This is a genomic window from Pseudomonas sp. WS 5078, from assembly GCF_012985745.1.
GTDB lineage: Bacteria > Pseudomonadota > Gammaproteobacteria > Pseudomonadales > Pseudomonadaceae > Aquipseudomonas > Aquipseudomonas lundensis_A.
The window spans coordinates 16962-30418 of the sequence record NZ_JAAQWX010000001.1 but is presented as its reverse complement, the minus strand read 5'-3'; the positions used below and the strand labels follow the sequence as shown (position 1 = coordinate 30418).

The following is a 13457-nucleotide window of genomic DNA, read 5'->3' as shown; positions in this document are numbered from 1 at the left end:
GCATGACCCGCTTGACGGCTAGGGCCGTCGGAGACCCACGTAATGCCTGACCAAGATGTACGCCTGCAACACCTTAAAGTTTGGCTCGATGAGCAATTGTCAGCCCTGTTTTTAAACAACGGATGGGGCGCCGTACCCCCGGCCACGCTGACTGCGGCCAGCAGTGATGCGAGTTTTCGGCGGTATTTTCGCTGGGAAGGTGAGGGGCGCAGTTTTATTGTCATGGACGCCCCGCCGCCCCAGGAAAACTGCAAACCTTTCGTCGATATCGCTGAATTACTGCGTATCAGCGAGATAAATGTGCCGGAAATTTTTGCTCAAGACCTCGAGCGCGGGTTTCTTTTGCTCAATGACTTGGGCAATAAAACCTTTCTCGACGTCATTAATGACCGCAACGCCGATGAGCTGTTCGACGATGCCATCGAAGCATTGCTGGCTTTTCAGCAGTTGCCCATGACCGCACCGTTGCCCAGCTATGACGTGGCTTTATTGCGCCGCGAGCTCGAATTGTTCCCTGAATGGTACGTTCGCCGTCATTTGGGGATTGAGTTGGATGAGCAACAGCAGGCGCAGTGGCAGCGGGTCAGCGATCTGCTGATCGACAGCGCGCTGGCTCAGCCCAAGGTGCTGGTGCACCGCGACTTTATGCCGCGCAACCTGATGCTGAGCATTCCCAACCCCGGCGTGCTGGATTTCCAGGATGCGGTGTACGGGCCGGTGACCTACGACATCACGTGCCTGTTCAAAGATGCCTTCCTCAGTTGGCCTGAAGAGCGGGTGCTGCAATGGCTGGCCCAGTATTGGGAAAATGCGCGCCACCTGGCGATCCCGGTGCAGCCTGTGTTTCAGGATTTCCTGCGTGCCAGCGACTTGATGGGCGTGCAGCGGCACTTGAAGGTGATCGGCATTTTTGCCCGCATTTGCCATCGCGATGGCAAACCCCGCTACCTGGCCGATGTGCCGCGTTTCTTCTCTTATATAGAAGCGGTATTGGCCCGCCGCCCGGAGCTGTCTGCATTGGGTGAGCTTTTTGCCAGCCTGCCTGAACCGGTTGAGGCGCAGGCATGAAGGCGATGATTCTGGCTGCGGGCAAAGGTGAGCGCCTACGGCCTTTGACCCTGCATACCCCCAAGCCGTTGATTCGTGCGGGCGGTGTGCCCTTGATCGAATACCACCTGCGTGCGCTCGCGGCGGCAGGGTTTACCGAGATTGTGATCAATCACGCCTGGCTGGGTCAGCAGATCGAGGATCATCTGGGCGACGGTTCGCGTTTCGGGGTGAGCATTCAATACTCCGCAGAAGGCGAGCCGCTGGAGACCGGTGGCGGTATTTTTAAAGCATTGCCTTTGTTGGGCGATAACCCGTTCGTGGTGGTGAACGGTGATATCTGGACTGACTACGATTTTGGTGCGTTGCGTCGGCCTCTCGCCGGTCTGGCGCATCTGGTGCTGGTGGACAACCCGCCCCATCATCCCACGGGTGATTTCAGCCTGATTGATGCGCAAGTTCAGGATGCGCAACCCGATGCGCAGGTACTGACCTATAGCGGTATTGCCGTGTTGAGCCCGGCGTTGTTGCGCGGGTGCGAGCCCGGCGCGTTCAAGTTGGCTCCGTTATTACGTACAGCCATGGCCGCAGGCCATGTCACAGGAGAGCGTTTGCAAGGGCATTGGGTAGATGTAGGCACGCACGAGCGTTTGGCTGAGGTCGAAAGCCTGATTAAGGGCGCTCACTAAGATGCTGTGGCCAGGGACTCTGATCGGAGCCGGAGGCGGGTTTTTGATTGCCAGCATTCCGGGGGCCATGTTGGGTGCTTTGTTGGGGCAGGCGCTGGATCGGCGTCTGAACCTGCAAAGCTGGGCGCATGTGCGCGAACGCCTTGGCGGTCGTGCTGCGCTGCGCAATGACGAACTGTTGTTCGTGTTGCTCGGCCGTCTGGCCAAAAGCGGCGGGCGCGTGGTGGATAAGCATATCGAGCAGGCGCGACAGGAGATGCGCTTGCTCGATATGAGCGCCCCCGCGCAGAAGCGCGCGATCGCTGCGTTTAATCGGGGCAAGTCCGGCAATGACTCATTACGCGGTTACCTGCGGCGTCTCAAGGCGCAACCCCATGCGGCAGAAGGCGTGTTGCGCGCTTGCTGGCGGATGATCGTGGCGGACGGGCGGGTTGACACGCAAGAGCGTGAGTTGATCGGGCTATGGGGTAAATGGTTGGGCTGGACCCCGCAACAGATTCAGGCACTGGGGGCTGATTACGAGCCGCAGAAAAGGCCGCTGGCCACGCGCGGCGGGACTTATCAGGAGTCGCTGACGCTGCTCGGGGTCACTCATCAGAGCGACCCGGTGCACATCAAACGGGCGTATCGACGTTTGCTCAGCCGTCATCACCCTGACAAAGTGGCCGGTTCAGGCGCCAGCCCGGCGCAGGTGCTGGACGCGACAGAGAAAACCCGCGAGCTGCATCACGCCTACGCGTTGATCCGTCAGCGGCGCGGGTTTTGACCGTTACTTATCCACAGGCTGTGGGCTGAGCCAACCGCGAATCCGGCGATACAACTGTTCTTGGCCAGCATCGCGGTTCCCCGGCATCGCAGTCAGTGCCACCTGAGTGAAATCCCCGCCATTGACCCGCTTGCTGGCTTGCAACCGTTGCAGGGCGGCCTTGCGCAGTAACGCGTTGTCTTTATAGAACACGTCCAGCAGCGCGACCTTGAGGCCAGGCGTCATCAGGCTCAAGTCTGCCGGTGCCTGCACCGGTGTTTGCGCGGCGACCATGATCAGCTTGCCCACTTGCGCCGGTTGTTTCTCGGCGATGTAGCGTGCTGCCCAGTACGCGCCTGTGCCGTGCCCCAGCAGTACGATGCTGCGCGCGTTTTGTTGTTGCGCGAAGGCAATTGCCGCCTCGATACGGGCGAAAATCCGCTCGGCATCCGCCTTGTTCATTTCTTCCAACGACGCCACCGGCTTCAGGTCCGGGGCCGGGTTTTCAGTGCCGACACTGGCGGCTTGTTCGATAGGTTTGGCTGTGGTGCTGGCGTCTTTGCTGCTACTGTCTGGCGCTTGCGGTGTAGGCAATTTCTCTGGTTCTGCGGTGCGTGCCTGACTGGCTTCGCTTTGCATGTCCGGCAAACTCAGGCTCAGGCTTGCCCAATGGGCGTCCGGCAGCTTGTTGCGCAGCGGGCCGACAACGATTGGCCAATCTGCGGTTTCGCCAGCGCCGGGGACAATAATCACCGCACCGCTGGGGTCGCTGTTATTGGCGGGCTTCCACAGTGCGAGAAAGTTGCCTTCACCGGCTTGGAGCTGTTGCTGCTCGTGTGGCGGGAGTTGCCGCTCCAACGCGGCCGCGTCTTCCTGGCTCCGTTCGGGCAGCGGCTCGCGCTCCACGGGCTTGGGTTGGGCGGGTTCAGCAACGGGCGCCGAGTCGTCCGCCTGAACAGGAAACGCCAGGGGCAATAACAACGACAGGCACAGGGCTGGCAGTGCCAGGCGGTAAGAAGACATCAGTTTTTCCAGGCCAGAAGTAATCCCGGCAGCCTAAAGGGTTGATCAGTATTTGTCAGGGTGTGAGCGTTCAGATGACACGTTTTTGCTATCTGTTGGTTATCGGCTGGTTTTGGCTGCCCTTGATGGGCCACGCGGCGCCTGTGCCAGCGGCGCAATTGAGTGCCGAGCAACAGCAATGGCTGTCGCAGCATCGGGAATTACGCGTCGGGTTGGTGCTGCAAGCCCCGTACGCGCGCTTTGACCAGCGCTTGCAGCAGCTGTCCGGGGCCAATGTTGAACTGATGAAATGGTTGGCGCAGGCACTTAACGTTGAGTTGCTGTGGCGCAATTACCCGGACCTGGCGCACTTGGAAAAAGCCGCCCGTGACGGGGAAATTGACCTGGTGCCGGGCCTGATGCAAACCCCGGCGGGACTGCGGCTGTGGCAATTTTCTGACCCCTACATGCGCGTCCCGCAGCTGATTGTGGGCGTGCGCGACGGCAGCGGCGCTGTCGATTTGGAGCGCCTCGACAGCAAGACTCGCGTGGCCGTGCGCATGCCTGGCGCCACGGCAGAGTTCTTGCGAACCAGCTATCCGGGGCTGAATTTGCAGGGTGTTCCACTGGAGCGCCAGGCCTTGCAATTGTTGCTGAGCCAGCAAGCCACTTACGCCGTGATTGATGAAGCGCAGCTCAGTCGCTTGTCCAGCGAACCCGAGTTCTCAGGATTGGCAGTGGTAGGTGATATTGGTTTGCCACTCTTGCTGCGCGTGGCCACCCGGCGCGACTGGCCGGAGCTGGCCAGCATCGTCGAGCGCGGTTTGCACGCCATTCCGGCGCGGGACATGGAGCAGTTGCACGCGCGCTGGTTGCAGCCCAAGTATCCCCACGCCGGACCGTCTCCCGGTTTTTGGCAGAACTTCAGCCTGTTGATCGGTACCTTACTGCTGGCGAGCATGGCGATTGTGTTCTGGCAGCGTCGCCAGCAAACCTCACTGGAACGGGCGCTGCTGAGTGCACGCGAAGACATCGCCCTGCGCGCAGCGAGTGCCGAGGCATTGCGGCTGACTCAGTTTTCAATTGACCGCAGCCCGGTTGGCATCCTTTGGGTCAATTGGGACAGTCACGTGCGCTATGCCAATCTGGCCGCCGAGCACATGCTAGGGTGCGCGCCGGGTGCCCTGCTTGAGCGGCCTTTGAGTGATTTTGAACCGGGGCTGAGCATGGACCGCTGGTTGGGGCTATGGAAGCGTGCGCGGGCTGGCGAAGAGGGCGCGCAACGGTTTGAAACAAATTGCGTGCGTGCGGATGGCAGCACCTTCCCGGCCGACGTCACGCTCAGTTTTTTGCGCTTTCAGGCCGCTGAATACTTGGTGGTGTATCTCAATGACATCACCGAGCGCCGTCGTGTGCAGGCGGCGTTGCAAGAAAGTGATGCTCGCCTGCAAGGGATCGCGGCCAACGTCCCAGGGCTGGTGTTTCGTCTGGAGCGTTCATTACTCACGGGCGAGCTGGACTTCCCCTACATCAGTGAAGGTAGCGAAAGTCTGGCCGGGTTCTCGCCAGCGACGTTACGTAAACGTGAAGTCGGTTTGCGCAGCCTTGTGCACCCGGACGACAAGGCGGATTACCACCGTGTGCAGGATCAGGCGCTCGACAGCGACAGCGATTGGTCATGGCAGGGGCGGATTGTCACGCGTAAAGGCGAGCAGCGCTGGGCCGAGATCAAGGCCATTACCCGTCGCCTGCAAGATGGCACTGTGGTGTGGGACGGCATCGTCTGGGACATCAGCGAAAGCAAGCGTATCGAACTGGAACTGGACAGTTCTCGCGGGCAGTTGCGTGAACTGTCGGCGCACCTTGAAAGTGTGCGCGAAGAAGAAAAGGCGCGCATTGCCCGAGAAGTGCACGACGAGTTGGGGCAAATGTTGACCGTGCTCAAGCTTGAAACCTCCATGTGCGAGCTGGCCTATGCGGATCTGGACCCTGGCCTGCGTGAGCGCTTGAACAGCATGAAAAAGCTCATCGCCCAGTTGTTCCAGTTGGTGCGCGATGTGGCCACTGCGCTGCGGCCGCCAATTCTGGATGCAGGTATCAGTTCGGCCATCGAATGGCAGGCGCAGCGCTTCGAAGCGCGTACGCACATTCCATGTCTGGTGCAGGTTCCTGAGCATTTACCACCGCTGAGTGCGGCCAAGGAAGTAGGACTATTCCGAATTTTGCAGGAGGCGCTGACCAACGTGATGCGTCATGCTCAGGCACAAACCGTAGAGTTAACCCTGACCGTTGAAGCGCATGCGTTGTGCCTGACCATTAGCGATGATGGCCAGGGCTTTATTCCTGTCACGGGCAGGCCGACGTCCTTCGGGCTGGTGGGCATGCGTGAACGTGTATTGATGATGGGCGGCACGCTGTCGGTGCACAGTGTGCCGGGTGAAGGCACGACGCTGAGTGTGCGGGTACCGTTGACCACGGATCCGCAATGACCTTGAGGAGGAGCTGTCTGTGATTCGTGTACTGGTAGCTGAAGACCACACCATCGTGCGGGAAGGGATCAAGCAATTGATCGGCCTGGCCAAGGACCTGCGGGTGGTGGGGGAGGCAAGCAATGGCGAGCAATTGCTGGAAACCCTGCGCCATGTGCCGTGCGAGGTGGTGCTGCTGGACATTTCCATGCCCGGCGTGAACGGGCTGGAAGCGATCCCGCGCATCCGGGCCTTGAATAACCCGCCCGCGATCCTGGTGCTGTCGATGCACGACGAGGCACAGATGGCGGCGAGGGCGCTGAAATTCGGCGCGGCGGGTTACGCGACCAAGGACAGCGATCCCGCACTCTTGCTGATGGCCATTCGTAAAGTCGCGGCGGGCGGGCGCTACATCGACCCCGAGCTGGCGGACCGGATGGTCTTTGAAGTAGGGCTGACTGACTCACGCCCGCTGCATGCGCTGTTGTCAGAGCGCGAGTTCTCGGTGTTTGAACGGCTGGCGCAAGGGGTGAACGTGAATGATATCGCCCAGCAACTGGCCCTGAGCAGCAAAACCATCAGCACCCACAAAGCGCGGCTGATGCAAAAACTTCACGTCACCTCGTTGGCGGAACTGGTGAAATACGCAATGGAGCATAAGCTGGTGTAACGGCTGACGAGCTGCGAGCGTTTTAGCCGAGGCTGCAGGGCATGCCTGTTTGCGACTGTTTTTGAGCGGCGTTTCAGCCGCTAGCGGTGTCCGCCGTTACCCAGTGTTCTATTCACGACATCCTTGTAGGGCGTGCCCTACACGCAATCTTCCAGGCTCCTGATGTAAATCTCTCCTGCGCCCCGATTTCTGGGGGGTAATGCCTTCTTTAGTCTTGGACTACAGCAGTCCAAAACAAAAAGGTGTGGCTATGAGTGAGGTCGGTGCAAGCGCTGGGTCGAATGACATTTTGGTCAGCTTTCGTGGTGTGCAGAAAAGCTACGATGGCGAAAACCTGATTGTTAAAGACCTTAACCTGGACATTCGCAAAGGCGAGTTTCTGACCTTGCTCGGGCCGTCTGGGTCGGGCAAAACCACTAGCTTGATGATGCTCGCAGGGTTTGAAACCCCCACCGCGGGCGAGATCCAGCTGGGGGGCCGTTCTATCAACAACGTGCCGCCGCACAAACGCGACATCGGCATGGTGTTTCAGAACTATGCGTTGTTCCCGCACATGACTGTGGCCGAAAACCTGGGTTTCCCGTTGTCGGTGCGCGGCCTCAATCGCACCGACATCAGCGAGCGGGTCAAGCGCGTGCTGAGCATGGTGCAGCTCGATGCCTTCGCCCAGCGTTACCCGGCACAGCTTTCCGGCGGCCAGCAACAGCGGGTTGCGCTGGCGCGGGCGCTGGTGTTCGAACCGCAGCTGGTGTTGATGGACGAACCGCTGGGGGCACTGGATAAACAGCTGCGCGAGCACATGCAGATGGAGATCAAGCACCTGCACCAGCGCCTTGGCGTGACAGTGGTCTACGTCACTCACGATCAGGGCGAAGCGCTGACCATGTCGGATCGGGTGGCGGTGTTTCATCAAGGTGAAATCCAGCAGATCGCCCCGCCGCGTTGCTTGTATGAAGAACCCAAGAACACCTTTGTTGCCAACTTCATTGGCGAGAACAATCGCCTCAATGGCCGCCTGCACAGTCAGGACGGCGAGCGCTGCGTGGTAGAGCTGAGCCGAGGCGAGAAGGTTCAGGCGCTGGCGGTGAATGTCGGCCGTACCGGCGAGCCCGTGACCCTGTCGATCCGACCGGAACGCATCAGCCTTAACGGCGCCAGCGAGGCTTGCGTGAACCGGTTCTCGGGGCGCGTCGAAGAGTTCATCTATCTGGGCGACCACGTGCGGGTGCGTCTGGAAGTCTGCGGTAAGAACGATTTTTTTGTGAAACAGCCGATTGCCGAACTGGACCCGACGCTGGCCGTCGGTGACGTGGTGCCACTCGGTTGGCAGGTTGAACACGTACGTGCGCTGGACCCTCTCTTAGAGGCGAATTAATCGCCCCGGCTTCACCAACCCTGTGGAGAATAAAAATGCATAAAACACTGAAACTCACGGCCTTGAGCTTGGGCCTGATGTGCGCCGCCAGTGCGTTGGCAGCCACCGACCTGACCGTGGTCTCGTTTGGCGGGGCGAACAAGGCCGCGCAGGTCAAAGCGTTCTACGCGCCTTGGGAAGCCAAGGGCGACGGCAAAATCATCGCCGGTGAATACAACGGCGAAATGGCCAAGATCAAGGCCATGGTCGACACCAAAAGCATCTCGTGGGACCTGGTCGAAGTTGAGTCTCCGGAATTATCCCGTGGCTGTGATGAAGACATGTTTGAGCAACTGGACCCGGCACTGTTCGGCAATCCTGATCAGTACGTTTCCGGTGCAATTCAGTCATGCGGCGCTGGTTTCTTCGTGTGGTCGACTGTGATGGCGTACAACGCCGACAAGCTGAAAACAGCGCCGACCAGTTGGGCGGATTTCTGGGACACCAAAACATTCCCCGGCAAGCGCGGGTTGCGTAAGGGCGCCAAGTACACCTTGGAATTTGCCTTGATGGCAGACGGCGTTGCGCCCAAGGACGTGTACAAGGTGTTGGCGAGCAAGGACGGCCAGAACCGCGCCTTCAAGAAACTCGACGAGCTGAAGCCCAGCATTCAGTGGTGGGAGGCCGGTGCACAGCCACCGCAGTACCTGGCTTCAGGCGATGTAGTGATGAGCTCTGCGTACAACGGGCGTATCGCCGCGGTGCAGAAAGAGAGCAACCTGAAAATTGTCTGGAATGGCGGGATTTACGACTTTGACGCCTGGGCCATCCCTAAAGGCTTGAGCAAAGACAAAGCCGACGCGGCGAAGAAGTTCATGCAGTTCACGCTGCAACCTCAGCAGCAGAGCATGTACTCGCAAAACATCGCGTATGGCCCGGCCAATAAAGAGGCGATGCCTTTGCTGCCGCAGGCGGTACAAGCGGACATGCCGACAGCACCCGAGAACATCAAGGATCAAGTGCAGATCGATGTCAGCTTCTGGGCTGATAACGGTGAGCAACTGGAGCAGCGTTTTAACGCCTGGGCTGCCAAGTAAGCAGCGCTGACACGCGGCGCGCCTGATCGGGTCGCGCCGCCCTTGTTTAAAGATTTGCGGAGTTCGCCATGGCCATCGCCATCCCCCTGAACGAAGTCTCCAGCCCCAGCTTGAAGAAGCGTCTGGCGCATGCCGAGCGCGTGAATCGCTGGAAAGCACAGGCGTTGATTGCGCCTCTGGTGATTTTCTTGCTGCTGGTGTTTTTGGTGCCAATTGCAGCGCTGCTTTATAAAAGTGTCGGCAACCCGGAAGTGGTCGAAGGTCTGCCACGCACTGTGGTGGCCGTGCATGGGTGGGATGGTAAAGGCTTACCGGCCGAACCGGTGTATCTGGCGCTTAGCGAAGACTTGGCTGAGGCGCGAAAGAATCAAGTCCTGGGTGATTTGTCGAAACGTCTGAACATGGAATTGGCCGGTTATCGCAGTTTGCTGATGAAAACCGCCAAAGCGCTGCCTTTCAAGGTTGCACCTGACTCTTATAAAGATGCACTGGAAGCCCTCGACGAGCGTTGGGGTGATCCGGCGTATTGGCAGGCGATCAAGCGCAACAGCTCAAGTGTGACGCCGTTTTATCTGCTGGCGGCTGTCGATCACCGTATTGATGACTTGGGTGAAGTGGCTCCCGCTACTCCGGATCAGGCGATTTATCTGGATATTTTCGCCCGGACCTTCTGGATGGGGCTGGTCATTACCTGCATCTGTCTGGTGCTGGCGTACCCTTTGGCCTATCTGCTGGCCAACTTGCCTGCACGCCAGAGCAACCTGTTGATGATTCTGGTGCTGCTGCCGTTCTGGACGTCTGTGCTGGTGCGGGTCGCGGCCTGGATTGTGTTGCTGCAATCGGGCGGGTTGATCAATAGCGCGTTGATGAGCATGGGGCTGATCGATAAACCGATGGAACTGGTGTTCAATCGCACCGGCGTGTACATCGCAATGGTGCACATCTTGCTGCCATTTATGATCCTGCCGATTTACAGCGTGATGAAGGGTATTTCTCCGACCTATATGCGTGCGGCCATCTCATTGGGATGCCACCCATTTACGAGCTTCTGGCGTGTGTATTTCCCACAAACTTATGCCGGTGTGGGGGCTGGTTGCTTGCTGGTGTTCATCATCGCAATTGGCTACTACATCACCCCCGCCTTGCTCGGCAGCCCGAACGATCAAATGGTCAGTTACTTTGTGGCGTTCTACACCAACACCAGTATCAACTGGGGCATGGCCACGGCACTGGGCGGCTTGCTGCTACTGGCGACTGTCGTGCTGTACCTGATTTACAACTGGCTGGTGGGTGCCACCCGCCTGCGTTTGAATTAAGGAGAACGCCATGCTGAGCCCGTACATGTCTCCCATTGAACGGATCTGGTTTTACAGTTTGCGCATTCTCTGCGCACTGATTTTGCTGTTCCTGATCTTGCCTGTGCTGGTCATCATTCCGCTGTCCTTCAACTCGGGGAGTTTTCTGGTGTACCCGCTGCAAGGGTTTTCCCTGCACTGGTATCAGGATTTCTTCGCCTCTGCCGAATGGATGCGCGCGCTGAAAAACAGCGTCATCGTTGCGCCGGCTGCCACAGTGCTGGCTATGGTGTTCGGTACGTTGGCGGCGATTGGTCTCACCCGTGGTGACTTCCCGGGCAAGGCGCTGGTCATGGCACTGGTGATATCGCCTATGGTGGTGCCAGTGGTCATCATCGGCGTGGCCAGTTACCTGTTTTTTGCACCGCTGGGACTGGGCAACAGTTACTTCTCGTTGATCGTGGTGCATGCGGTGTTAGGTGTGCCATTTGTCATCATCACCGTGTCTGCGACATTGCAGGGTTTTAATCACAACCTGGTGCGTGCGGCTGCCAGCCTGGGGGCGTCGCCCTTGACGGCGTTCCGTCGGGTGACCTTGCCGCTGATTGCGCCGGGCGTCATTTCTGGTGCCTTGTTCGCCTTCGCCACGTCATTTGATGAAGTGGTGGTGACGCTGTTTCTGGCCGGGCCTGAGCAAGCGACCTTGCCACGCCAGATGTTCAGCGGCATTCGCGAAAACCTCAGCCCGACCATTGCGGCGGCGGCCACGTTGCTGATCGCATTCTCTGTGGTACTGCTGCTGACCCTTGAGTGGTTGCGCGGGCGCAGCGAGAAAATGCGTACGGCGCAGGTTCAGGCCTAGACCCAACAGGCGTCCCATAACGGGTAATCCCCAATTCGTGTAGTCAGTTGCGCGCGAATCGGGTTTTTGATCAGGTGGCGGGCGGTGGCCTTGAGGTCTTCTTCGTGCAGGACGCGGTCATAAAACCCTTTTTGCCAGACACGCTCACTGGCGCAGGTCATTTCGTTGATGGTCAGGCTGCTGCGCGATTTAACCCTGCACATCACTTCTCCCAGCGTTTTGTGACGCAACTCGACAAGCCAGTGGCAATGATCAGGCATCACAACCCATGCGATTGACTTGACGATGCCATCGTCGTGCGCCTGCTTGAGTTGATTGACCACGAGACGTCCCACGTGAAAGTCGCTGAAGATCGGGCGGCGTTGTTCGGTAACGGTGGTGAGCAAATAAACACGGCCGGGCTCGGTGTTACGGCCTTTCAAGAGTTGCCCGCTGCTGTAGGACTTCGGCATTCCGTTGCCTTCCTCGTGGTGATCGTTGTTTAAACCTAGACGGGTTGTGAAAGCATGCCTTGTGCCTTTGTTCGCAAGATATTGCCGGAAGCTCCCTGGGGGCTCACTCGCCGCCGAAGGCTGCGATCGGTCGCGTAGCGTCTGCGAGGCGGTGTGCGGGTCGCGGTCGGCGGTATACAATGCGCGCCACCGTGTTTAGCTCACTAAAAGGTGCGTCATGCAGCCCTTCGCTATTGCCCCATCGATTCTTTCTGCCGATTTCGCCCGTCTTGGCGAAGAGGTGGACAACGTTCTCGCAGCGGGTGCTGACATCGTTCACTTCGATGTCATGGACAATCATTACGTGCCCAACCTGACCATCGGCCCGATGGTGTGCGCGGCCTTGCGCAAGTACGGGATCACGGCTCCCATCGACGCGCATTTGATGGTCAGCCCGGTGGACCGCATCATCGGTGACTTCATCGAAGCTGGCGCGACTTACATCACCTTCCACCCTGAAGCCACGCAGCACATCGACCGTTCCCTGCAATTGATCCGCGAAGGTGGTTGCAAGGCGGGCCTGGTGTTTAACCCGGCCACCCCGCTGGACGTGCTCAAGTACGTGATGGACAAGGTCGACATGGTTTTGCTGATGAGCGTGAACCCCGGCTTCGGCGGCCAGAAGTTCATTCCCGGTACTCTCGACAAATTGCGTGAAGCCCGTGCGCTGATCGATGCGTCGGGCCGCGACATCCGTCTGGAGATCGATGGGGGGGTGAACGTCGGCAACATCCGTGAAATTGCAGAAGCTGGCGCCGACACGTTTGTCGCGGGCTCGGCAATTTTCAACACGCCGAATTACGAAGAAGTGATTCAAAAAATGCGCGCCGAGCTTGCGTTGGCTCGCCCATGAGCGGTTTTGAGCAGCTACTGCAAGGGCAGCTGCCAAAACTGGTGATGTTCGATCTGGACGGCACCCTGATTGATTCGGTGCCGGACCTCGCGGCTGCGGTGGAAACCATGTTGCAGACGCTTGGGCGTCCGCCTGCCGGGCTCGAAAACGTCAAGATGTGGATCGGCAACGGGGCGCCGATGCTGGTGCGCCGGGCGCTGGCAGGCAATCTGGATGCGTCGGGCGTCGATGATGCCGAGGCTGAGCAGGCGTTGGAAGTGTTCATGGAGGCCTACGAGGGTGGCCATGCGCACACCAAGGTTTACCCGGGCGTGCGTGAAAGCCTCAAGTGGCTGCAAAAGCAGGGCGTCGAAATGGCCCTGATTACCAACAAGCCCGAACGCTTCGTGGCGCCGCTGCTGGATGAGTTGAAGCTGGGCCGGTTTTTCCGCTGGATCATTGGCGGTGACACCTTGCCACAGAAAAAGCCTGATCCCGCCGCGCTGCTGTTTGTGATGAAAATGGCCGGGGTTACCCCGCAGCAATCGATGTTTATCGGTGATTCACGCAATGACGTGTTGGCAGCCAAAGCTGCTGGCGTGCGTTGCGTGGCCCTGAACTACGGCTACAACCACGGTCGCCCGATTGAAGAAGAGTCGCCTGACATGGTGATTGGCAATTTGCAGGAGCTGATAGCCGGTTGCTTAGATTCGGCGGCTGAGATACCGTTGGGCTCTTCTGTTCACCCCTCTCGTAGAGATTCCATCGTGGTGGTCACTCGCAAACTCTGGATGAAAGTTATCAAGGCCCTGGCCCGTTGGCGTTGGCGCGCCTGACTTGAATCTGGCCGGAGATCCGGCACGTTTGCATACCTGACTGTTTGACTCTCAGACCACGAGGCACCT

The 13457-nt window shown here is 58.9% G+C and carries 13 protein-coding genes; 11 read left to right on the top strand and 2 right to left on the bottom strand.

Translation table 11 applies throughout. The features are described from left to right. The first annotated feature begins 42 nt into the window (after positions 1–42). Genes HBN68_RS00160 through HBN68_RS00150 form a run of 3 tightly spaced genes read left to right on the top strand, consistent with a single transcriptional unit; the run spans position 43 to position 2502 of the window. The gene (locus HBN68_RS00160; protein WP_169962000.1) at positions 43–1068 is read left to right on the top strand and encodes a phosphotransferase; all 1026 of its coding nucleotides are present in this window, start codon (positions 43–45) and stop codon (positions 1066–1068) included. After that, on the top strand, positions 1065–1736 hold the full coding sequence (gene murU / locus HBN68_RS00155) for an N-acetylmuramate alpha-1-phosphate uridylyltransferase MurU (RefSeq protein ID WP_094992843.1): 672 nt from the start codon (positions 1065–1067) through the stop codon (positions 1734–1736). The genes HBN68_RS00160 and murU overlap by 4 nt, the downstream gene beginning before the upstream one ends. 1 nt (position 1737) lies before the next feature. Further along, positions 1738–2502, top strand: a complete 765-nt coding sequence (locus HBN68_RS00150; RefSeq protein WP_169961998.1) for a TerB family tellurite resistance protein — start codon at positions 1738–1740, stop codon at positions 2500–2502. A 3-nt stretch (positions 2503–2505) separates the two neighbouring features. On the opposite strand, the gene HBN68_RS00145 is transcribed toward HBN68_RS00150, so the two are convergent. Beyond that, positions 2506–3504: an alpha/beta hydrolase family protein gene (locus HBN68_RS00145; protein WP_094992845.1), complete on the bottom strand. Its 999-nt coding sequence runs from the start codon at positions 3502–3504 to the stop codon at positions 2506–2508. A gap of 74 nt (positions 3505–3578) precedes the next feature. On the opposite strand from HBN68_RS00145, the gene HBN68_RS00140 reads away from it, so the two are divergent. The 6 genes from HBN68_RS00140 (at position 3579) to HBN68_RS00115 (ending at position 11229) form a co-directional block, all read left to right on the top strand. Beyond that, positions 3579–5972: a sensor histidine kinase gene (locus tag HBN68_RS00140; protein WP_094992846.1), complete on the top strand. Its 2394-nt coding sequence runs from the start codon at positions 3579–3581 to the stop codon at positions 5970–5972. Between the two features lie 19 nt (positions 5973–5991). After that, on the top strand, positions 5992–6621 hold the full coding sequence (locus HBN68_RS00135; RefSeq protein ID WP_094992847.1) for a response regulator transcription factor: 630 nt from the start codon (positions 5992–5994) through the stop codon (positions 6619–6621). Positions 6622–6871: 250 nt separating this feature from the next. Beyond that, positions 6872–7996, top strand: coding sequence for an ABC transporter ATP-binding protein (locus HBN68_RS00130; RefSeq protein WP_094992848.1), 1125 nt, complete (start codon positions 6872–6874; stop codon positions 7994–7996). Positions 7997–8031: 35 nt separating this feature from the next. Then, positions 8032–9072, top strand: a complete 1041-nt coding sequence (locus HBN68_RS00125; protein ID WP_169961995.1) for an ABC transporter substrate-binding protein — start codon at positions 8032–8034, stop codon at positions 9070–9072. A 68-nt stretch (positions 9073–9140) separates the two neighbouring features. Then, positions 9141–10388 (top strand): ABC transporter permease, encoded by a 1248-nt coding sequence (locus tag HBN68_RS00120; protein ID WP_169961993.1) that lies wholly within the window; start codon positions 9141–9143, stop codon positions 10386–10388. A gap of 10 nt (positions 10389–10398) precedes the next feature. After that, the gene (locus HBN68_RS00115) at positions 10399–11229 is read left to right on the top strand and encodes an ABC transporter permease (RefSeq protein WP_169961991.1); all 831 of its coding nucleotides are present in this window, start codon (positions 10399–10401) and stop codon (positions 11227–11229) included. Here the strand turns inward: HBN68_RS00115 and HBN68_RS00110 are convergent. Then, positions 11226–11681: a transposase gene (locus tag HBN68_RS00110; RefSeq protein WP_169961989.1), complete on the bottom strand. Its 456-nt coding sequence runs from the start codon at positions 11679–11681 to the stop codon at positions 11226–11228. The two genes, HBN68_RS00115 and HBN68_RS00110, sit on opposite strands and share 4 nt — an antisense overlap. A gap of 217 nt (positions 11682–11898) precedes the next feature. Between HBN68_RS00110 and rpe the strand changes: the two genes are divergently transcribed. Together rpe and HBN68_RS00100 are read left to right on the top strand one after the other, a co-directional pair. After that, positions 11899–12573, top strand: a complete 675-nt coding sequence (gene rpe / locus HBN68_RS00105; RefSeq protein ID WP_094992853.1) for a ribulose-phosphate 3-epimerase — start codon at positions 11899–11901, stop codon at positions 12571–12573. Further along, complete coding sequence (locus tag HBN68_RS00100; RefSeq protein ID WP_094992854.1) at positions 12570–13388, top strand: phosphoglycolate phosphatase; 819 nt, start codon at positions 12570–12572, stop codon at positions 13386–13388. Before rpe ends, HBN68_RS00100 begins: the two co-directional genes overlap by 4 nt. Positions 13389–13457 lie beyond the last annotated feature (69 nt).

What these genes read in the sequence shown, in the direction of transcription:
- HBN68_RS00130 (WP_094992848.1), top strand. Translation starts at nt 6,872, where the DNA reads ATGAGTGAGGTCGGTGCAAGCGCTGGGTCGAATGACATTTTGGTCAGC.
- HBN68_RS00140 (WP_094992846.1), top strand. Translation starts at nt 3,579, where the DNA reads ATGACACGTTTTTGCTATCTGTTGGTTATCGGCTGGTTTTGGCTGCCC.
- HBN68_RS00160 (WP_169962000.1), top strand. Translation starts at nt 43, where the DNA reads ATGCCTGACCAAGATGTACGCCTGCAACACCTTAAAGTTTGGCTCGAT.
- murU (WP_094992843.1), top strand. Translation starts at nt 1,065, where the DNA reads ATGAAGGCGATGATTCTGGCTGCGGGCAAAGGTGAGCGCCTACGGCCT.
- HBN68_RS00120 (WP_169961993.1), top strand. Translation starts at nt 9,141, where the DNA reads ATGGCCATCGCCATCCCCCTGAACGAAGTCTCCAGCCCCAGCTTGAAG.
- HBN68_RS00145 (WP_094992845.1), bottom strand. Translation starts at nt 3,504, where the DNA reads ATGTCTTCTTACCGCCTGGCACTGCCAGCCCTGTGCCTGTCGTTGTTA.
- HBN68_RS00115 (WP_169961991.1), top strand. Translation starts at nt 10,399, where the DNA reads ATGCTGAGCCCGTACATGTCTCCCATTGAACGGATCTGGTTTTACAGT.
- rpe (WP_094992853.1), top strand. Translation starts at nt 11,899, where the DNA reads ATGCAGCCCTTCGCTATTGCCCCATCGATTCTTTCTGCCGATTTCGCC.
- HBN68_RS00110 (WP_169961989.1), bottom strand. Translation starts at nt 11,681, where the DNA reads ATGCCGAAGTCCTACAGCAGCGGGCAACTCTTGAAAGGCCGTAACACC.
- HBN68_RS00100 (WP_094992854.1), top strand. Translation starts at nt 12,570, where the DNA reads ATGAGCGGTTTTGAGCAGCTACTGCAAGGGCAGCTGCCAAAACTGGTG.
- HBN68_RS00150 (WP_169961998.1), top strand. Translation starts at nt 1,738, where the DNA reads ATGCTGTGGCCAGGGACTCTGATCGGAGCCGGAGGCGGGTTTTTGATT.
- HBN68_RS00125 (WP_169961995.1), top strand. Translation starts at nt 8,032, where the DNA reads ATGCATAAAACACTGAAACTCACGGCCTTGAGCTTGGGCCTGATGTGC.